This is a genomic window from Emticicia fluvialis (genome assembly GCF_024793945.1).
In the GTDB taxonomy this organism is placed as follows: Bacteria; Bacteroidota; Bacteroidia; order Cytophagales; family Spirosomataceae; genus Emticicia; species Emticicia fluvialis.
Window position 1 is genome coordinate 21,339 of sequence record NZ_JANUSD010000016.1, and the last position, 18,856, is coordinate 40,194.

At 34.0% G+C, this 18,856-nt stretch carries 17 protein-coding genes; 2 read left to right on the forward strand and 15 right to left on the reverse strand.

Annotated features, from left to right (window positions below; all coding sequences use genetic code 11):
• Nucleotides 1-377: 377 nt before the first annotated feature.
• The 6 genes from NZ848_RS17440 to NZ848_RS17465 all read right to left on the reverse strand — a co-directional run bounded on the left by NZ848_RS17440 (nucleotide 378) and on the right by NZ848_RS17465 (nucleotide 4,468).
• Nucleotides 378-1,355, reverse strand: a complete 978-nt coding sequence (locus NZ848_RS17440) for a DUF3871 family protein (protein WP_259016579.1) — start codon at nucleotides 1,353-1,355, stop codon at nucleotides 378-380.
• A gap of 242 nt (nucleotides 1,356-1,597) precedes the next feature.
• On the reverse strand, nucleotides 1,598-2,221 hold the full coding sequence (locus NZ848_RS17445; protein ID WP_259016580.1) for an ATP-binding protein: 624 nt from the start codon (nucleotides 2,219-2,221) through the stop codon (nucleotides 1,598-1,600).
• A gap of 77 nt (nucleotides 2,222-2,298) precedes the next feature.
• Nucleotides 2,299-2,652 carry a hypothetical protein gene (locus NZ848_RS17450; RefSeq protein ID WP_259016581.1) on the reverse strand — a complete coding sequence of 118 codons (354 nt, stop codon included), beginning with the start codon at nucleotides 2,650-2,652 and terminating at the stop codon, nucleotides 2,299-2,301.
• A gap of 403 nt (nucleotides 2,653-3,055) precedes the next feature.
• Nucleotides 3,056-3,289 carry a J domain-containing protein gene (locus NZ848_RS17455; protein WP_259016583.1) on the reverse strand — a complete coding sequence of 78 codons (234 nt, stop codon included), beginning with the start codon at nucleotides 3,287-3,289 and terminating at the stop codon, nucleotides 3,056-3,058.
• A gap of 101 nt (nucleotides 3,290-3,390) precedes the next feature.
• The gene (locus NZ848_RS17460; RefSeq protein ID WP_259016585.1) at nucleotides 3,391-3,822 is read right to left on the reverse strand and encodes a hypothetical protein; all 432 of its coding nucleotides are present in this window, start codon (nucleotides 3,820-3,822) and stop codon (nucleotides 3,391-3,393) included.
• A gap of 31 nt (nucleotides 3,823-3,853) precedes the next feature.
• Entirely contained in the window at nucleotides 3,854-4,468 is a 615-nt protein-coding gene (locus NZ848_RS17465) for a hypothetical protein (RefSeq protein WP_259016586.1), read from the reverse strand.
• A 139-nt stretch (nucleotides 4,469-4,607) separates the two neighbouring features.
• Here NZ848_RS17465 and NZ848_RS17470 point away from each other — a divergent pair, with 139 nt between their 5' ends.
• Nucleotides 4,608-4,970, forward strand: a complete 363-nt coding sequence (locus tag NZ848_RS17470) for a helix-turn-helix domain-containing protein (RefSeq protein WP_259016587.1) — start codon at nucleotides 4,608-4,610, stop codon at nucleotides 4,968-4,970.
• A 174-nt stretch (nucleotides 4,971-5,144) separates the two neighbouring features.
• Here NZ848_RS17470 and NZ848_RS17475 read toward each other — a convergent pair whose 3' ends face one another.
• The 6 genes from NZ848_RS17475 to NZ848_RS17500 all read right to left on the reverse strand — a co-directional run bounded on the left by NZ848_RS17475 (nucleotide 5,145) and on the right by NZ848_RS17500 (nucleotide 10,656).
• Nucleotides 5,145-5,414, reverse strand: a complete 270-nt coding sequence (locus tag NZ848_RS17475; RefSeq protein ID WP_259016588.1) for a DUF3127 domain-containing protein — start codon at nucleotides 5,412-5,414, stop codon at nucleotides 5,145-5,147.
• A gap of 69 nt (nucleotides 5,415-5,483) precedes the next feature.
• The gene (locus NZ848_RS17480; RefSeq protein ID WP_259016589.1) at nucleotides 5,484-7,574 is read right to left on the reverse strand and encodes a toprim domain-containing protein; all 2,091 of its coding nucleotides are present in this window, start codon (nucleotides 7,572-7,574) and stop codon (nucleotides 5,484-5,486) included.
• Nucleotide 7,575: 1 nt separating this feature from the next.
• Entirely contained in the window at nucleotides 7,576-7,848 is a 273-nt protein-coding gene (locus NZ848_RS17485; protein ID WP_259016592.1) for a phage antirepressor KilAC domain-containing protein, read from the reverse strand.
• Nucleotides 7,849-8,166 carry a helix-turn-helix domain-containing protein gene (locus NZ848_RS17490; protein ID WP_259016593.1) on the reverse strand — a complete coding sequence of 106 codons (318 nt, stop codon included), beginning with the start codon at nucleotides 8,164-8,166 and terminating at the stop codon, nucleotides 7,849-7,851.
• A gap of 133 nt (nucleotides 8,167-8,299) precedes the next feature.
• Complete coding sequence (locus NZ848_RS17495; protein ID WP_259016595.1) at nucleotides 8,300-9,187, reverse strand: hypothetical protein; 888 nt, start codon at nucleotides 9,185-9,187, stop codon at nucleotides 8,300-8,302.
• Between the two features lie 119 nt (nucleotides 9,188-9,306).
• Nucleotides 9,307-10,656 (reverse strand): tyrosine-type recombinase/integrase, encoded by a 1,350-nt coding sequence (locus NZ848_RS17500; protein ID WP_259016596.1) that lies wholly within the window; start codon nucleotides 10,654-10,656, stop codon nucleotides 9,307-9,309.
• Between the two features lie 362 nt (nucleotides 10,657-11,018).
• On the opposite strand from NZ848_RS17500, the gene NZ848_RS17505 reads away from it, so the two are divergent.
• Nucleotides 11,019-11,291, forward strand: a complete 273-nt coding sequence (locus NZ848_RS17505) for an Nmad2 family putative nucleotide modification protein (protein WP_259016597.1) — start codon at nucleotides 11,019-11,021, stop codon at nucleotides 11,289-11,291.
• 157 nt (nucleotides 11,292-11,448) lie between these two features.
• Here NZ848_RS17505 and NZ848_RS17510 read toward each other — a convergent pair whose 3' ends face one another.
• From NZ848_RS17510 to NZ848_RS17520, 3 genes are all read right to left on the reverse strand, one after another.
• Nucleotides 11,449-14,382 carry a hypothetical protein gene (locus NZ848_RS17510; RefSeq protein ID WP_259016598.1) on the reverse strand — a complete coding sequence of 978 codons (2,934 nt, stop codon included), beginning with the start codon at nucleotides 14,380-14,382 and terminating at the stop codon, nucleotides 11,449-11,451.
• A 60-nt stretch (nucleotides 14,383-14,442) separates the two neighbouring features.
• Nucleotides 14,443-17,391, reverse strand: a complete 2,949-nt coding sequence (locus NZ848_RS17515; RefSeq protein WP_259016599.1) for a type I restriction endonuclease subunit R — start codon at nucleotides 17,389-17,391, stop codon at nucleotides 14,443-14,445.
• 245 nt (nucleotides 17,392-17,636) lie between these two features.
• Nucleotides 17,637-18,851, reverse strand: coding sequence for a restriction endonuclease subunit S (locus NZ848_RS17520; protein ID WP_259016600.1), 1,215 nt, complete (start codon nucleotides 18,849-18,851; stop codon nucleotides 17,637-17,639).
• Between the last annotated feature and the right edge of the window lie 5 nt (nucleotides 18,852-18,856).

The window sequence follows — 18,856 nt, forward strand, 5'->3', positions numbered from 1 at the left end:
AAATTATAACTCCCAAAAAAACAAATGCCTAATTTAAATCTGATGTGGTTATATTTAATTGAGATAAATATGAGTAAATGTTTAATTAATCAATATTTCAAACCTCTTATACACATATCCTTTCCCTCTGAGGGAGAAGAAGATGTATTCTGATAAATCAATACTAACCATATCTACAGTATATATGTGATTCAGTATCAAATCATCAATAGGTACAACACACCTCACTAAAAACGGACAATAGATTCTTCTTAACTCTCCTTTGGTGTTTACCACCAGTAGTGAAAAAGGATCTATTACAATTCTGGGATCGTATTTGTTATTCATAAGTTCTTATTAAAAAACAGGTCAGTTACTGAAACTAACCTGTTAGAGTGCTACGATAAAAACCAACATTTTTCTTTACTCTCCATTGAATACACCAATCCTTGAATAAATGAATAAGCATTTACTCCCCTATCCAGAAAGGTATCAATGTATGATTGCTTGTTGACTCCGGTAAACAGATTATACAGATTCCACAAGTTGATACTTCCATCCTCCTGTCTGCAGAATGATTGATCATTGTAATAATCCTTTGCAACCATGCTTATCTGATTATCTCCAAAAACCAATGGAGGTATCATTTTCTTCTCCTGATGAGGTAAATAACTGTACAACTTAGCTCTACCTATCAGCGTAGCAAATTCATGCTCAGTTAAGTTATAGTTTAGCATATTCTGCATGAGGTAAACCTGCTTTTCTGCATTGAAACGAAGCACTAAATCATAGATTCCCTTCATGAGTTGAGATACATTCTTAACTCTTAAATCACCTACATATCCATCAGACCAGACACATAGATTACAGCATACTTTATTCTGAAATCCGATGAAAATCTTGAAGTGTTCATCTACTCCTTTTTTGTTGTAGAGATTATCTAAACTATAGCTCTTTACCCCTCCTATTGTTAAGGTAATTTCATTTCCATTAATGGTATCTCTGATAGTGGGTATCTCTATTACAAAAGCCATTCTTTCAAAGTAGATAGTTTTCTCATGTTCCAGTAAATCTTTAGCTGGTTTATCTTTTGCATCAGGTATTCTACCCTTAATAGGATGTGATACTCTAATGGCCGGAGATAGAATCTGCTCTTCTTTATAGATTTGATGAACCACTTCTAATGCTGAATGGATAAACTCCTGATGAGAAATAACCGGTTCATTATCTTTTACATATACAGGAATCAGATGTGTTTCTTGTACCTCTGTTAAGGTTACAGGAATAGTATTTGCTTGAATAAAGAGGTTATCAGTTGAAATAACTGATTCAATGGTTTTATGCTGCTGAATATCAGCTAATAATTGGTTTTCCATATCAATAGGATGTTTTGCTAGTGATTAATTTACCGGTGATTGCAGTTGTGATTTTCTGAGATTGAATTCTTTACGAAAATCTGTTTGTTCTTCAGGAGCAGTGTTATTATACAGCTCCCTTAACTCATCTATATTGCTGCAGGAATTAATATGTTCAATAATGATTGGAGAACTCTTAGGTAGCTTTTCTGCTGCTACTCCCTGCATGCACCAATCCAAGAGTATCCTACCTGTTTCAATAGTTATCTGAAACTCTGTTTTTTATTAACAAATAGTTCTGTTCTATCCTTAGAGGCAACTGCATAGTGCTTAATATCAATTTCAAACACAATGGTTAGTTCATAATCTAAACCATCTCTTTGAATTGCACGTAATCCAACTTTCTCAGGAACTTGTTTTCCATTCTTTTCATTCAGTACATAATCTTGTTTAGCTCTCATGGTACAGATAATGTGTACATCTGCTTGTAGCATGGATTGAATGAATCTTTGGTGTCTGGGTGTGAACTTACTCCAGTTAGTATACGAATTACCAGATAGCGCTCCATGCTGATCAATGATGTAATCCCATTCATGAGAAATGGAATCAATAATGATTACCTCCACCCCTGCTTTTAAACAGATGTCTAATGCTTCTCTGTATTTCTCAGGAGAGAATAATGGTTGAAGATTCAGTACATAAAAAGAACCTAAGTGTGCATATAATTCTGCTGAATGATTCTCAGTATCAATTACTGCTACTTTAGTCCAATCATGGGTAATTCCATAAGCAATTAACAGTGCTGAATAAGTTTTACCAGAACCGCTTGAACCTTGTAATCCGAGTTTGATTTTTACATTTTTTCTTTGTGCTAATTGTAATTGCATTTAGGCATTGGTTTAAAGTGAAATAAAAAAGGAGTAAAGCCAATTAGCTCTACTCCCATAATAGTTTTAATGAACACTTAGGCAAACACTAACTCATCCTTCTGCATCACCACCTGTTCCATGCTACTTTGTTCAACAGGTGAATAATCATATCTGTGTTGCCTTGTTATGACCTCTCCTGTTTCAGGAATTGTAAATTCATAAGGTTCACACTCAGTCTTAGTGATGGAACCTGCCATTGTTTTACCTAACATTTTCAGGCACATAGATTCATTGAAAGTAGAAGAAATCCAGCATTTTCTTGTTGTGATGTAGTGCCTTCCTGTGTTTTGAGAAATAACAAACTCCATGTCATCAGATTGGAGTTCAAGAGCAAAATAGTCTTTACCCTCTACTGAGGTTCTTTGCTGATAAGCAGTTACAGTTACCATTGAATTAAGGAATTAAAGTGAAAGAAATAAATTTGCAGAGAGGAGAGGCAACTTTTGAAGATTAAGCTATATGCAATTTATAGCTGTGAGATTACAGACAATAAAAAACCAATGTAAATGTCAGTATCTACATTGGTTCATTATTTTATTTCAATTTTGAAAATGCCGGGCGTTACCTCCTATCTTTTAGTATGGGGGGTCAAGGGAATGAAGCCTCTAAGATACATATTGATATATGGGGGGGTGAGAAGAAAAAAATTTGGGTAACAATGCTGAAAAACTCAGTGGGTAAAATTTAAAATTGGGTTGCAATAATACAATTGGTTAAAAATCATAGTTTGCCTGTGAAAGTTGTGTTTTTTACTAATAGCAGAACTATGAAAAATGTCATTAAGAAAATACGTCAACTACTTTTAAAGTTCTCTACTTCTTCTTGTAATTTGACAAGCTCAGAATAATTTCTTTTCGCCTTAGTTATTCTCATGGAAAGTTCTGTTGCCATTTCTCTTTTATTATCTTGAAATCTGTCAGGGTGAGTTTGCTTAATCAGGTTTTTATATAAATCATGGCTTTTTGAAATACTAAGAATAATGTTTTGAGTTGTATTCCCGAAATCTCTGTCCATATCCTTAAGCATTAGATTTCTTAATTTTTTACGTATAAGGTATCTCCTTACTAAGAAAAAAACACATACTACCATAATTATGGACCCAATATATATGATATTATTTCTCATAATCATTTGGCTTGCTCTAACATAAATTTTTGCAAATCAACCACTTGTTTTAATGAAATTTGAATACCAGCAGTATTGGTTTTGCCTACAATAATTAGAGTATCGTATCCCAATGCCATTAATTGCCTTATAAATGGGGCGCTGTCGAGAACATATTTGGCTATCTCCCAGAAATTATTCTCACTTAAATCTTCATCATTCTCAATAGTAATCTTAAAACCACTTCTAAGGTAGATGGAACTGAGAGAATGGGTAAACTTGGGGTTTCCCATTGATGTTATAACTGTACACAGTCTATCAATTTCACCCTGCAAAAAAGCCTGTTTGAACAAGGTATTAAACTCTTTTAAGATTCTTACTCTTTCAAGATTTCCTTGCGTAATAACATCAACAATTCTACTAAGGAAGGTTGATATTTTTGAGAAAATGTTCATTATAATAAATATGTTTTGAAGGTAGATATTATCACAACCCGAGTTTTTGCTTCAAAGTCTCTTCATCAATTTCTGTTGTTTTCGAAATGTTCAAATTTTGCTTCAGTGCCTCTTCGTCAACATTCTTTATATTGCTAGAGACTCCGATTAAAGTGTCTTCAGTATCTTTAAGTATTAAGTAACTACAAGCTAATAAAAGAGAGGCAATTACTATAATTCCAAAAAGTATCATAGTTTGTTTCCTTTTCTCATTCATATGGCTTTCATAGCGCAATTGTAATGAACCTGATTTAATTTGATCTGTATTAAAAGACATCCCTTCTTTAATGTAAGGTTCTAATTCTGGACTTCTAAATATTTCTTTAGGTGCATAAGGATGAGGGTCTTCAGGGAGTCTTATTTTTGCAGCAGATTGTTCAATAAGCTCTTCTAAAGAAATTTCAGGTTTAGTTCGAGTAACAGGCTCAACTCGACTATTAGGAATATTGATAGGAATAACCGGCTCAATTTGTTGTGGAGCGATGTACGGAATTGGGTATTCTGTCGTGTTTTGTTCAGGACTATTTGATTGGCTAAAACCACGGTTTGAATATGTTGTAAGGAACAAAAACAGAAAAATTGTCTGTTTTAAGAATTGACGTTTCATTGTGGAAATTTTTAATGATATAAAGAAATAATTGGTTGTTTTTAACTAACAAAGCTATCTACTAGCCATAAATTTTCAAGGCTCATTTTGTTACTGTCACGATTTATTTACAACTTTGGAGGAGGTAAATATCTAACCAATGGAAATAGGCACTAAAATCAAAAAATTAAGAGAGCTAAAGAATTTCACACAAGAGCATGTGGCTAATTCTTTAAGTATGACTCCATCAGGATATGGTAAAATTGAAAGAAATGAAACAGAGGTAAGCTATCACAAATTAGAAAAGATAGCAGAGGTTCTGGGAATTAAAGTGGAAGATATTATCAATTTTAATGAGAGCATGGTTTTTAACGTGATGCATAATCAGACTGGAAATGGTTATGTTGTAAACCATATTAGCACCTCTGAAAATGAAAAAAGCCTGTACGAGCTAATCATCTCTCAACAGAAAGAAGAGATTGAGAATCTGAGAAAGATTATTGAAAAATTGCAGGATAAGTGATTTTTCATTCTCTAAATTTTGTTGGTCAAAAGTTAATCCTGCTGTTGTTTTACAGCACTATAGTAGTATCAGAAACTATCATCTATAACACCTGTAATACTAAAATTCAACCCAACCAAAACAATCCTACTATATAGATTTATATCTTGGTTGGGTCAAAATTAGTCGCTGTTTTTAGCTGATTGGCTCTATCTGCAAAGCGGTAATATTATTAAAATACCTGTCACCTTTTTTTCTTGCCTGCAGATTGCACTGGATTTTCACAGTCTTGCCTATGACTATATCCGGATTATCAATCTTATCATTCCAAACATCCACACAGACATACTTAGGATATTTTCCATCTTCAACATTAATTAAAACTTCAATTTTTCTCTGTACACCTTGTATACTTTCTATAGATATTTCAGGTATTATTTCTTCGATTTTTCCAGTAAAAAACATTTTTGATATTGTTTAACCCAACCAAACCAAAAATACTGTATAAGACCTTTGGCTTGGTTAGGTGTGTTATTAATTGATTTCTTCACCAACAATTTGATCCAGTATATAAAAAGTTGCTTTACCATTGTCTGAGAGCTTCTTTATTGTGTAAGAATTTCCATTAATATAAAAAACTTCTTTTTTCTGGCTCTCAATCTCGTCCAACCTTAGTTTGATTGTATTGACTGAACTACTAAATTCAGCTGTCAGCTTATCGACTAAATGTTGTTGGCTATACTTACCATCGACTTCCATGTAACCACCTAAAAACTCTGCAATTAGACCAATATCAGCCTTTTGTTTTCTCTCTGATGTAACTTCATTAATTAAACTCTGACTGGCTAATACTAATCCTTTTGCTTGCTCATTATACTCCAAGTAAATTTTTTGTGGTCTTTTGGCACTTCTGAGCTTCAGAAACTTTAGATTTATCAAATCAGTATCATCAGTACTTTTATTCTTTTCAAAACCTATACTCAGCACAGTAGAGGCCTTATTTGCTAACTCTGTACCTAAATGTCCCCGTCCTTTATCTGAATTTGGATTTTCATGAATAATTAGTAAAAACGTAGCATCACTATTTTCACACAGATTTCCCAAATAGTCCAATAATTCCATTGATTCAGAAACGTCATTGAAGTTGCTAATACAGTCTGTTAGAACATCTAGTACTACGAATAGGTGTTTATTAGTACTTCGCCTGATTTCTTCTAGAAATTGCTTTACAGCCTCAAGCCTTTGTTTTCTGCACACTTGTTTAATGCTTGTAAATCTAAAATCAGGGTGAAGAGTACCTTTATCTGCACCTGCTTGGGATTGAATACTTTTAATAGCTAAAGGAAATTCGTCAGAAATGTTTCTTTCTGAATCTATATAACAGCTTGTTATTGAATCCCCTATAACCTTCTTAAAACCTAAGTATTCATCATTACCGTTGTTTGAGAGTGCCAAAGCCATCAATCCTTCTCCTAGCCTACTTTTATGACAACCCTGCTTACCTTGAATACAGTTGATTGTATTCTTCTTTATAGCTGGTATCCCGTTTATTGCAAATAATGTGGGTAAAGAGACTATCTCGTTTAAAGCTGCATCAGCAATGGCCTTTTCTTTTTCAAGAAGCCCCATTAACAATGAACCACCCAAGAAGCTACTCTGATTAGGAGTAGATGGTTCTGGAAGTACCAGAACCTTATCTAACGCCTCAAGAAGACCGTCTTTACCCAAGCCTAATGCAAACCAATCTGAAATATCTTTGCCATTGTTATCACGTAATGTGTGAGGTAAAATAAAATTTCTCAAACCTAATGCTTCAGCCTTCTTATTACTGCCCTCTATGCCTCTGTCATCAATATCGAGGCATAATATTAGATTATCACATTTATTCTGCAATTGCAATACAAGCTCTGGCCGTATTACTGTAGACACATTATCAATCCCCACTGCCCATATACCTTCACTATTCAAGTTTGCATTGGCCACCACACAATCTTTTAAACCTTCTGTAATCAATATTGTAGGGCAATGCTCGGGAAGTTGCTGAAACCCATATATATCAATATAGTCATGAGGCTTATGCCCAATCCATTGATGTTTATATCTTTTATCTGTCTCGCACGGCTTGTATAATTTATAACAGCTTTCACTAATTTTAAAGGCAAAAACTGGGCTATTATCTTGTACCTTGACCATACGCCCATTGTTTGTTGTATAGCTTTTTAGTGATTCAATATCATACTCCTTGAAGATTTCGGCTACCTGCTCTTTTTCTACATATTGAGACCAATAATCAAAAGAACCGCCACCCTCAAATAACTGTGTTATCTGACCCAATTTTAAATCTTGCCATATGGTTTGTAATGCTCCACTGTAATCTAAACCATGTAATTTCATTACCAAAGCTATGCAATCCATTGCCTTTTCATCTGCAAAATCTTTGTACAAAAACTCACCGGTACCTGTTTGAAAGACATTTGCTGATGGATGTTTATCGCTTCTATTTACTGCTGGAAAGGCTTTCTTTGGCTCTTTAAAATCTAGTATATAGTACTTGAAAACATCATAGCCAGTATTTGTCTTCTGCAAAATATGCTCCTTACTGAGTTTAACTCTTGCGGACTCCATTCTAAAATTTCGGTATTAACAGTGGAATTATTCGTTTCAACCAACTCTTACCCTTGGCAGTTACTCTCACTAGTTTTACATCTTTTTTAAATGTACCATTGTGAATCTTAACTATGCTCTCTTCAAAATATCCCATGAACAGAAACTCTGGCTCAACAGAGCGGTCTATTATAATTCTGTATTTTCTTAAAATACAGAACAACTGCTTTCTACTGATATTCAAATCAAATGCCACCTCTTCCATCGAAAACGTTACTTTACTTTCAATAGCCATCTACTTGTTTTTTTTGTTTGTTAAAATTTTACTGGTTTTTATGCTACCTTCTTCAAGCCACTTTTCAAGTTCGGACTTGACAAAGTAAAGCTGTTTACCTTTCTTGATGTAAGGTATTTGCTTCTTGCTCGTATAGGCATATAGGGTAGGCTTAGCAAGGTTCAGAAACCTGCATGTCTGCTCTATACTCAGGTAATCTCGTAGAGGCAAAGGGTCAACCTTTAGAGGAAGTGAGAACTGTTGAACTGCAACATTCACTGCATCTTGTATGAGTGTCTGGAGTTCTTTGGGGGTGGTGATAATGACACCGTTTTTCATCTTGTTTTGTCATTTGGCTAATGTTTATTCTCAAATGACAATGCAAAACAAATACAATAAAAAACAATAGTGAAGTAGAAAAATGGGAGGTTTTTTTGGGGTTTTAGATGTTTTTTATCCCATTGATTATCAACTATTTACGTACAGGCTTCAGCCATTTTTCAACTAATTCCACCTTATCAGAGGTTTTTGGAAACTTATGCCCTGTCAATTCATAAATTTCAGTAAAAAATGTTAATATTTCTCTTTCAGAAATACCGTTGTGTGTTGAAAGTGGGGTTTGTCTATTAATATAGTCGAAGAACTGCTGACAAAAGGCATGATTAGTGTTTTCTTTCTTATAACTATCATTCACATAAAACTTCTCGAAGATATTTTCAAGGGCTTCAACAAATAGAAAATCAAGTTGTACCTTTTCTGATATAGGGTAATTATAATCACTCTCCTCAATACTGCCGTCATAAATTTTCATATTCATCGACTCAGTATTGCCATTATCATCTTTTAACTTCACGATAATCCTGTCAATATGATATTTTGGAGAGAACTCTTTAACCGTTTCAACATCTGATTCTTCAGGATTTATAAAGCCTAAGTCTATTTCCGTTTTCTCTTGAAGTAATTTTTTCAGTCTTGATAATTCGCTTTTTACTTTTATTCCTTTCCCTCCATCATGGAATAAGGGTTTATTAGTAGAAGACATACCGTTACAAACTATCAGCGCGATTTGGGTCTGATACATTGCCAAGCGTGAATACCTACCTTTTACTAAATTTCTAATTTTTTCCATCACAGACTTTGTTATAGCCAGTTTATTTTTATTTTCGAATTTATCCCCTAGCCTTATTTTTATTTTTAGTACAGGAAGAACGTTATTTAATTCATGAAGAAGTAAGTTGTCAAACTCAATAATTTCAATGGCGTCTGTTGGGGTTTCACAGAACTCTTTCATTTTTCTGAAAGTAATGTCTGTAGGAGAGAAAAGAGTGTGCTTTAGTATAGATTGCAAATCCATCTTCATTTCTGCTAAATTTTAAATATTTGATTTTTCAAACTTTTTCAACCCACCTGCAAAAAACTCTTCGCCTCTTGAGATTTGCCTATGATGCGCTTAATGATTATTGAAAAGACTAAACTACTTTACAACATACTCAAATACTCATTCTCCACCTCCTCCTCAAAGCTACCTAAGTAGTTTTCAGTTGTTGTAATTTTCTGGTGTCCTAGCATATCTTTAATCATTGACAACGGGGCGTTACTTCTCATCAGCTGTGTTGCAAATGAGTGCCGGGCATGATAAGTATTTAAACCTCCACTGATTTCTAACTTCTCAGCAATCCTGTTCATATACTTATTTGTCAGCTTTATAGTCTGTTTAATTTCAGCCTTCTGTTTATCAGGTTTTGTAATATCCTGCAAAATAGGAAAAACATAACTGCTTTTGCTTTTATTTTCTGTACCCCATCTCTCTATAGTTGCAATCATTGTTTCATTCAATTTTACTCTGATTGTGCTAGGTGTACCCCTTGTCTTTCGCCTCTGAAATAATATATACTTACTTTCTATTATATTCTCCCACTTAAGATAGAGTATGTCTGTAAAATTCATTCCATTACCATAGTAAGAAAACAACCATAAATCGTGGCTCCTCTGCTCTAAAGTATTACTTTCAGGTAAATACTCTTTGATTTTAGTTAGCTCCTGTGAAGTAAGTGCTTTTTTGATATTTCTTCCAGCAGGAGGAATATATTTCTTAGCTCCAAAAGGGTAATTATCTTCATTAATAGTCTTCTCTGCAATGGCATCGTTGAACAATATACGCAATGTCCTGCTGTAAATACCTATGGTGGTTTCTGATGCAGGCGAAGGTGTCCCATCTTTCTTTTGTGGAGCTTTGCCAAATTGCTTCATCCAGTTACTCCAGGCATTTAAGAAATCCTTATCTATATGTTCATATTGTAATACAAAATTCTTTTTAGGAATAATTTTATTAGGGTAATGAATTTTCTGATACTCAATAAATCTATTCAGGGACTTGGCAGCAAATTCAAAGTTTTTACCATGAGTAAACTGTCCATTAGATACCAGACTAGCACCTTTATCTAGCAGTGCTTTTATCACATCAGTTTTGGAATCCTTTACCTTGATTTCCTTGCCATAATTATCAAACTCGTCTTTAAAAACATCGAAATCAAAGTTGTCACCAAGTTTCTTGATGATGGTTTTTGCTCTCACAATAAATCCATCAGCATAGATATTAATATCATCCTTGACACCATAGAGCTTATTATGGTAATTTATTAATTCTCTATCCTTTATACGTCCATTAATCTCAGAGCCTTGTTTCTTTATCTTCTCATAAAGGGTAGTATCTATCTTAATTTTAGTAGAATAATCCTTTTGAATTCTGTTATGAGTTATTCTCAGTTTGACTATTCCAGAACCAATATCAGTCCTGCGGGTATCTAAAAAATGTGTTACTGTAGCCATGTTTTAATAGTGATTTTGCAATGATACTAGTGTTAGTATCACTACAAGTATCACTACAAATATACAAATTCGTTGATAAACAACGAAAAGCAAATATTAACAAAAACAATTAACTTATTAACTATAAGCATTTTATGAAAATAAAAATAACCATCAAAAAACAAACAAATACAAAGTCAACTGACTTGTAATCAGTAGGTCGCTGGTTTGATCCCGGCTGGGGGCTCACAGAAATTTAAAACCTCATAATCAAATTGATTGTGAGGTTTTTTTGTTTATTTTTAGGCCGTGAATAACCGACAAAATACTCTACGCTTCACTAAGCTGGTATGTATTAGTAACGCACCCAAAAAAACAACCCAATGACTAAAATTTACTCCTACGTGCTGCGATTAGACGATGGCTCTGCCCCCAACCCTTTTGGCGGAATATGTACCCTAACTATTTGTAAACCGGTAATCAGAAGAACTGCCCGGGTAGGCGACTGGGTGATTGGAACCGGCTCAAAAAACGTGGTGATTGAAAAAGGGACGCGCCCTATTGATTTTTCAGACAGCCTGGTATATGCCATGAAAATTACCGACATAAAAACCTTACAAGCGTATGATGAGTACTGCAAAAAAAATTGCCTGTAAAAATTGTGAACTGGCACTCTGATAATTTCTTCCTTGAAATCAGCCGCATAATATTGTCGGCTACTCCCTTTCCTTTCTCTTTCCATTTTCTGCTTTTTTTAAGCAATAAAGTGTAACGATTTATAGCACCACCTCAGATTTAAGTGGTTACATTCAACTATCTTATTTCCATTAAAACCTCCTGAAATTCTTCAAAAGTTTTATCTGTACATTCTGCCTCCTGTTCTATTTTTTTAATGAGTGATCGCAGTTTATTTAAATGGTTCTCACCTATAGCTGCTTTTTCTTTAAGATAATAAAAATTCCTTAACTTTTTCTCAGATTCAAAGTCTTTTACATTCTTCATGAAACTAACCATTTGAATATAAAATTCTTCAGAAGTCCAATCTTTGTAAGTTGTTAATTCATCTACTATAAACTTTTTATTATAACACAGTTTGGGTGAAATCTGTACTTGAAACATTATTCCTCTACATACATTTAAAAAATATAAAAGAAATAATTTCTCGAAATCTCTTGCTATAATTTTATTGTCTTCTAAATTATTTTCAAATCTTATATGAATTGGGTTAATTGAATTAGAATTTCCTTTTCTGTACATATGAAATCCTCCAAAGGCATTAACACTAAAATTATTACCTCTTTTTGATTTCAGCAAAATTTCGTAGTTCTTATCTTTTGGATTCTCCTTAAAATTTAAAAACAAAGAAACATGGTGGTTATGCTCCCAATAAGGAATAAATATTATGCCGATATGTGTAAAAAAAAGGTTAGTAAACTTTTCTTCAATTTGACCTTTTCTATTCTCAAAGATTTCATCTAACAGAAATTTCTTAAAACTCATTTCGAGTTCATAAACCAGGTTAAATGAAGGATTACTTTTAGTATCCTGATTATCAACCTTATTTTTGAATTCTTCGTCTCTTAAATATATTAATTCATAAGCAACCTGATAACTAAGGGTAATTAAAATTCTTTTTTCATTAAACCAGTCAAAAAATTCAGAGGCTTCACGAAATGTATTAAATTTTTCTTTTAAACAATCTTTAATCACCATACCTGATTCCAAAACGGCTAACAATGTATTCCACTTATCTTCCGAAAACAGTCGATGGAAATTATAACTAATTGAAAGATTAGTTTGCAATAGTTTATGTCTTGAAAAGCTTTCCCAGTAATGATATTGACTATTGTTTATTCTATTTTGAATAAAAAAGAAGTTTTGATTTGGTGATTTTTGAAATAATCTAAATAGTTCAGGAACAAATTTTTTAGGATGAGAAAACGCTCCAGAATTAACCTCAAGAATACAATTCTCAATTAGATTGTTTCTGGTTTCTGCTGACAACTTATTACTTCGTAAAAGATAAAGTAATGATGTTTTTCCAAGCGTCAGAGTATTATCAATGGCTAAAAATTCGTATAATTGACTAAGAAATTCTGTATGTTTGTTTGTTCTGGTAGTAAATAGAAGGCTTATTTGCTTACAAATATCTTTTAACTCCTTCTTATTATTTATTAAAGGCAATTTGAAATAATTCTTCGAATATTGATATTCTTTTTCTTCTCCAAAACTTAACGAGGAATCACCATTTGCTGAGAATTCTGAAATTAAGCTATAAATTGTTTCAATGTTTTCTGAGCTATTTTCAGATTTAAATTTATTATTGTAAGATTCTAGATATAAGCCTACCCTTCCATTCAAAAGATCTAAAATGTTAATTACTCCTAAGTTTCTAACAAAAGTAAAAGCAATTTCAACTAATATCTTATCCTTATAATAATTAGAACTTTCATAATAATTATCTAATTTTTCCCTATTTATCTCCGTTTGGAATACGGTCTTGTTATATAAGAAGTATGAATATACTTCATGCTTTGCTATACTCCTAGGAGTGAAATTTGAATTGAATTTTTTAGTGGCTTTTCTAAATATCTGAGAGAATAACACACCCAATGATGGAGATATATTATTAACCAGAGTATTTTCATAATCTCTTAAGCTACAGGTAAATACGTTATCTCTGCTAATTTCTTTAGATAAGTTAATACTGATCTCCTGAAGTTGCCTATCTCTGTCGGCACTGTTTGTTATAATATAAAAGGCTGGGTTTGTTACTTTACTTAATGAATTTTTTAATATATTTTTAAATTCAACGCTTTCAAATAGTTTAAACCCAACACAAATAATATTCAGATTTAATTTTTCTTCTTTACTATATGGAGAAAAAATATCTGTTAACATTGACTTTATATCCGAAGGGCTATCAAGATAGTGTTGATTTGTAAATCTTAAAGATGAGCTATGACTAAAAGTACCATGTGGCTTAATATAAACAGGAAACTTAATTCTACCCTCTACAAAAAGATTTTCTCTTTTAACAGTGTGGCCGTCTGAAATTATTGAATAATAATTACCCTCTCCTACTTCTTCTTTAATTACATTATCTAGTATTTCTTCAAAATTAAAGTTAACAATAACATCAATAAAAGAGTGTTTAAACAAATGCGCTACTATTTCATAGAATAAATTATTGCAGTTACTAAAGCCGATAATTTTCTTTATCTCTTTTCTCAATTCTTCCTCGGTCATAAACTTCGATAACAAAAACAATAAATTCTCAAAACTTAAATCATCTTTGTCAGTTAAAAGAGTTAAGTTTTCATATTCTTCCAGGATTTTTTTCTTCGTATAATCTAAAGTCTCCAAAATATTTCTTTTCTTTTCTGCCTCTTCCGGCTTTAAGGCTATGAAGTCCTTTAACCATACCAACTTACTTTCTATTAAACCTCTTTTAATCTCCGCGCCCATGGGAATCCCATTAAAGGAATTATATATTGCTCCAGCACCAATAATTAACACATTTCTAATTTTCTTGTCTGCAATTTCATCTTCTGGATGAATCGAATTTTCTTTAAATATTATTGAGTTAGTTTCTTGTAATAAATTAATTGATTCTAAATGGCCAGAATCACCTCTATTAAATGAATTCGCTAAATAATTTAGGGCTAATTTTTGCGATAATGAGTCAATTAGTTCCTCAGTAGAATTATTATTAACTTTAGAAGATACAGCATTAGTAGTCGACATACAAAAATAGTTTAGGGTTAGATAAATAGGTTATCAATAGCGTATACAACCACAAAAATCTTATTTCATTCCCATATACTGCCGATACATCAAATCGGCAATATTGGGTTTGATTCCGGGTGATTCTACGGTTTTGTAGAAATCAAAGTTATCATTAATGTACTCCAGAAAGATTTTGCTCATCATTTCGTTCCAGTATTGCCTTTTGTTGGCCTCTGAGTTATCTCCTTCCATTACTTTCCTGATTTCTGCACTCTGGCTCATCCGAATATAAACATTGTTCAGATGTATCCTGTCTTCCTCTTTCAGGTTTACTCCGTGCACCTCATTTATCTTCCTGATAATTTCAGACAGTAAACTGTTCTCTTCTGCGTCTTTACCTTTGGCTCCGCTTTCTGCCATTGGGTCCAGTTCGCCCGCTTTGTCGTCCAGTTTAAGCTTCATTTCTTCCTGCTTCTGTAACCTCAGGGACTCTAAATCAATCGCATCTGTTATATCAACAGTGGTACCTATACGTTTGGGTAGTTTCTTCTTCAGGTATTTCAGGAAAATAAAAAGCTTTTCTAATTCAGCATCCTGAAAATCCATAATCTGAGAAATATAGCTGTACAACCTGCAGTAGGAGTTTATCAAAGACCTGTATTCTTCGCGCTTATCTGTTGGCTCTATTTCCTGCCATTTTTCTACTACCCTGTTTAGGTACGGCTGGAAGGCCTCATCTGATTTTCTTTCTGAAAAGAATAATTGACAGAACTCGTCTAACTCATATTTAGTAAACAAATGAAACGACTTTATCTCAGAGTCTAATTCATACAATTTGTAGGAGTCTGTTTCACCAGTGAGGATGGTTGAGGTATAAAAAGGCTGAAATGCCTCAATTATTTCTTCCGGCTGGTTTACAAAATCAAGCACAAAGGTATCTGTCTTGCCGGTGGCTTTTCTGTTTAGTCTGGATAACGTTTGTACACATTGCACGCCGCCCAGCCGTTTGTCGACAAACATGGTATGGATTAAAGGTTCGTCAAACCCTGTCTGATACTTGTTAGAGACAATTAATATCCTGAACCGGGGGTCTTTCAGTCCGTCAGGAATAGAAACCCCTCCTTGCAGCCCGTTTTCGGTATTTAATGAACCCTCCGTGTGTTCTTTTCCATCTTTTTGAATGCTGCCACTGAATGCCACCAGACAAGAGAAGGGTAGCCGGAGCGCCTTCATTTGCTTAAGCATTTCCTGCTGATACAATACACAGTGTTTTCTTGACCGCACCACTACCATAGCCCTGGCCTTACCCCTGATTTGCTTTTGGGTATGGTGCATAAACTGGTTGAGTATAATTGAAACTTTTTGTCTGATGGTTTCAGGGTGAGAATCAACAAAATTCATTAATTCTCTTTTTACTTTTCCTTCCGGTAGTTCCAAATCATCCTTACCATCTTCCTGCTTCAGTTTAAACCATCTTTTGTAGGGCATATAATGCGCCAGCACGTCTAATGTGTAGCCCTCAAAAATTGATTGCTTCATGCTGTACGAATGGAACGGCACAAACTGGCCAAGCTCATTTTTTCTACCAAACAACTCAAGGGTTTTGTTTTTGGGGGTGCCTGTAAAACCAAAAAAAGATATGTGCTTTTGCCGCCCGCGGCTCAATAGCTCTTTTGTTAGTATATCTTCATAGTCTTCTTCCTCGTCTTCGTCAAATTCATTGAATGACAGCGACTTCTTTAATTTCTTTGCCGTCTCGCCTGTTTGCGACGAGTGTACTTCGTCTATGATAACCCCGAAGGTTCTGCCCTTTAGTTTAGACATGGCATCGGCAATTACCCCAAATTTCTGAATGGTGGTAACTACAATATCATTCCCTTTGGCAAGGGCATCTTTCAGTTGCTCTGAGTTTTTATCTATTGCCTTTACAACCCCCGCAGTCTGTTCTAAATCTCTGAGGGTTTTCTGTAGCTGTTTGTCTAAAACTTTTCTATCGGTTACTACTACAATGGTATCAAACAGCCTAGTTTTTTGGGTTGAGTTCTGGTAAAGAGAAGTAAGCGTATGTGCCAGCCAGCCAATGCTATAGCTTTTGCCCGACCCTGTTGTATGCTGAATAAGATAATAATGCCCTGCCCCTTCTGCTTTAATTTGTGTTTTTAGTTTACGGATAACATCCAACTGGTGGTACCTCGGGAAAATCAATAAATCTTTTTTCTTCTCTACTACCCTGCCCAGTTTTTCATCCCATTCTTTTTCAGTTTCGGTGGTTTCCAACACAAAGTTTTCTATGATATCTAAAACTGAATTGGGGCTAAGTACTTCTTTCCAGAGGTAAGAGACTTTGTAATCGTTGGCAACAATGGGGTTTACGATGTCTCGGTTATAGGGCAAAAACCGGGTGTCTGTACCATCCAGTTTTGACGCCATGCCCACCGTGTCGTTATCTACTATAAAATGCACCAGCATACGCTTAAACTGCAACAATGGCTCATTTTTAGGGTCTCTGTCAAACTGATACTGCCGGCTTGCGTGGCTGATGTCTTGCCCCGATAGCTGATTCTTCAGCTCAATGCCAATAATGGGTATGCCATTGATAAACAATACCATATCTATCGATTTTTCATTGGCCTTTGAGTAATGTAATTGCCTCACAATACTTAACCTATTACACAAATACTTAGCCTGATGCTCAGGATTCAGCCCGCTTTTGGGTTCAAAGTAGGTCATATCAAAATACACGCCTCTATCTCTGATGCCCTCTCTGAGTACTTTTATAAGGCCGTCTTTCTCAATCTGGGTAGATAACCGCTGCAGCAGCTTTTCATCTGCTTTCTCGCCAAACTGTACCTGCCAGCGCTCATAGCTTTCAGGCTGTGAAGATTGAAGAAACGCCAGTACCTCAGCGGGTAGCAGGCAGAGGGTTCTATCATAATTACTAAAATGCAATGCGGTATACACCAGACCATTATCATCGGTTGATGTGAGATATTTTTCTATGTATTCTTCAAATCTTTTTTCAGTCATTGTCAGATAATTATCAAGTTGTTCTATCTAATCAGGCTGAAAGCCCTTATGTTTAGTGTCTGGGTATGGTGCAGGTTTTTTCTATTTACTTATAACTAAATTAATTATTTCTGCCGATATGGAGGTATTTTGACGATACCGAATCTGAACTAAAACATTTGATGGTTTCAGTTGATTGATGCTTATTAAAGAAAATTACAAAAAACTAAAATAACCAACCTTCTTGTTTTAATTTTTTAAAACATTTAAAATACTTTTATCTTACCCGTAACCACATTAGAAATCAGGCTTTGACGATACTCTTTGAGCTTTTCTATTTTTTGGGTTTCAATTTCAATGCTTTTATCTATTATGGTTGTTTGGTTGTCTAAGAAGATAACTATTTCTTTCTGTTCTTGAAATTGTGGTTTCGGAACACTTATTAACTTTATAGAAGTCTCCCAATTAGCTCTTGGCATCTTTGTTCCTTCTGAAGAACTATTAACAATTTCAAGAAACCCTTTTGAACTTAAAATATGATATAGGAACTTAGGATAAACTCCCTTCTTTCCTCTTATTGTCAAAAGTTCTCCAAAATATCCCCCTTCACATTCAGCAAAATAAACTTTCGATAAATAAGGTCTTAATTTATTAAAAATTGTATCGCCTTTTCTAAAACCGGCAATTGACCCTTCATACTCAATAACTTTGTCTAGTCCAATTAATTTTCCGGTATAGCTCTCTATATTTTCAACTGCGAATAATAATTCATTAGATATAGGTGCCTCATCTATCTTATCAGCAACATATTTCAATAATTTCACCTCCCAATGCTCAGGTATTTCCCCAATCCAATCAATACCAGAATCTTTCATGGGGGCATTGGGGTTGAGGCCTTTGGTTACAACGTGGTTTATCAGGGCACTTCTTTGTTCTTTTAAAAGCTCTATTTTTCTTTCTTTTTTGGTGATTAATTCATCAATTAAGGCTGTTTTGTGGTCTAGGTAATTTACTATTGCTTGTTGTTCAGATATTGATGGAATAGCAACGGGAAAATCTTGTAACATATTCAATCTTAATGAATCTACTGTCGATTTTGCATTTTGATCTTCTACAGTAATTGAAAAATTATTCTTGAAATATTCAAAGAGGTATTTTCCAAGGACATTGTTAAAATTATACAAAAGATAAACTCTTTGATGAAATGCAAATTTTCCATTTACATGATGATATACTTTGCCAACGCCAACCCCATCTCCAGCTGTTAAAATACCTTCACCTTCAAATGAATAAGAATCAATCCTTTCTACTGTTTGAGAACGAACATAAAATGGATATTCACCTTCATCTTTTCTATCTTTTGTGTCTTTATTTCCAGTTGTTATTTGGCATAAAAATTTCATTCGCAAAATTCTCCAATGACTCGGTATCTCTCCAATCCATTCAATATTTGAGGGTTTGTATGAAGTGTAGGTTTGCATATATT

Coding starts and splice junctions, on each gene's coding strand:
- NZ848_RS17440 (WP_259016579.1), bottom strand. CDS start 1,355: ATGGAAAACCAATTATTAGCTGATATTCAGCAGCATAAAACCATTGAA.
- NZ848_RS17445 (WP_259016580.1), bottom strand. CDS start 2,221: ATGCAATTACAATTAGCACAAAGAAAAAATGTAAAAATCAAACTCGGA.
- NZ848_RS17450 (WP_259016581.1), bottom strand. CDS start 2,652: ATGGTAACTGTAACTGCTTATCAGCAAAGAACCTCAGTAGAGGGTAAA.
- NZ848_RS17455 (WP_259016583.1), bottom strand. CDS start 3,289: ATGCTTAAGGATATGGACAGAGATTTCGGGAATACAACTCAAAACATT.
- NZ848_RS17460 (WP_259016585.1), bottom strand. CDS start 3,822: ATGAACATTTTCTCAAAAATATCAACCTTCCTTAGTAGAATTGTTGAT.
- NZ848_RS17465 (WP_259016586.1), bottom strand. CDS start 4,468: ATGAAACGTCAATTCTTAAAACAGACAATTTTTCTGTTTTTGTTCCTT.
- NZ848_RS17470 (WP_259016587.1), top strand. CDS start 4,608: ATGGAAATAGGCACTAAAATCAAAAAATTAAGAGAGCTAAAGAATTTC.
- NZ848_RS17475 (WP_259016588.1), bottom strand. CDS start 5,414: ATGTTTTTTACTGGAAAAATCGAAGAAATAATACCTGAAATATCTATA.
- NZ848_RS17480 (WP_259016589.1), bottom strand. CDS start 7,574: ATGGAGTCCGCAAGAGTTAAACTCAGTAAGGAGCATATTTTGCAGAAG.
- NZ848_RS17485 (WP_259016592.1), bottom strand. CDS start 7,848: ATGGCTATTGAAAGTAAAGTAACGTTTTCGATGGAAGAGGTGGCATTT.
- NZ848_RS17490 (WP_259016593.1), bottom strand. CDS start 8,166: ATGAAAAACGGTGTCATTATCACCACCCCCAAAGAACTCCAGACACTC.
- NZ848_RS17495 (WP_259016595.1), bottom strand. CDS start 9,187: ATGAAGATGGATTTGCAATCTATACTAAAGCACACTCTTTTCTCTCCT.
- NZ848_RS17500 (WP_259016596.1), bottom strand. CDS start 10,656: ATGGCTACAGTAACACATTTTTTAGATACCCGCAGGACTGATATTGGT.
- NZ848_RS17505 (WP_259016597.1), top strand. CDS start 11,019: ATGACTAAAATTTACTCCTACGTGCTGCGATTAGACGATGGCTCTGCC.
- NZ848_RS17510 (WP_259016598.1), bottom strand. CDS start 14,382: ATGTCGACTACTAATGCTGTATCTTCTAAAGTTAATAATAATTCTACT.
- NZ848_RS17515 (WP_259016599.1), bottom strand. CDS start 17,391: ATGACTGAAAAAAGATTTGAAGAATACATAGAAAAATATCTCACATCA.
- NZ848_RS17520 (WP_259016600.1), bottom strand. CDS start 18,851: ATGCAAACCTACACTTCATACAAACCCTCAAATATTGAATGGATTGGA.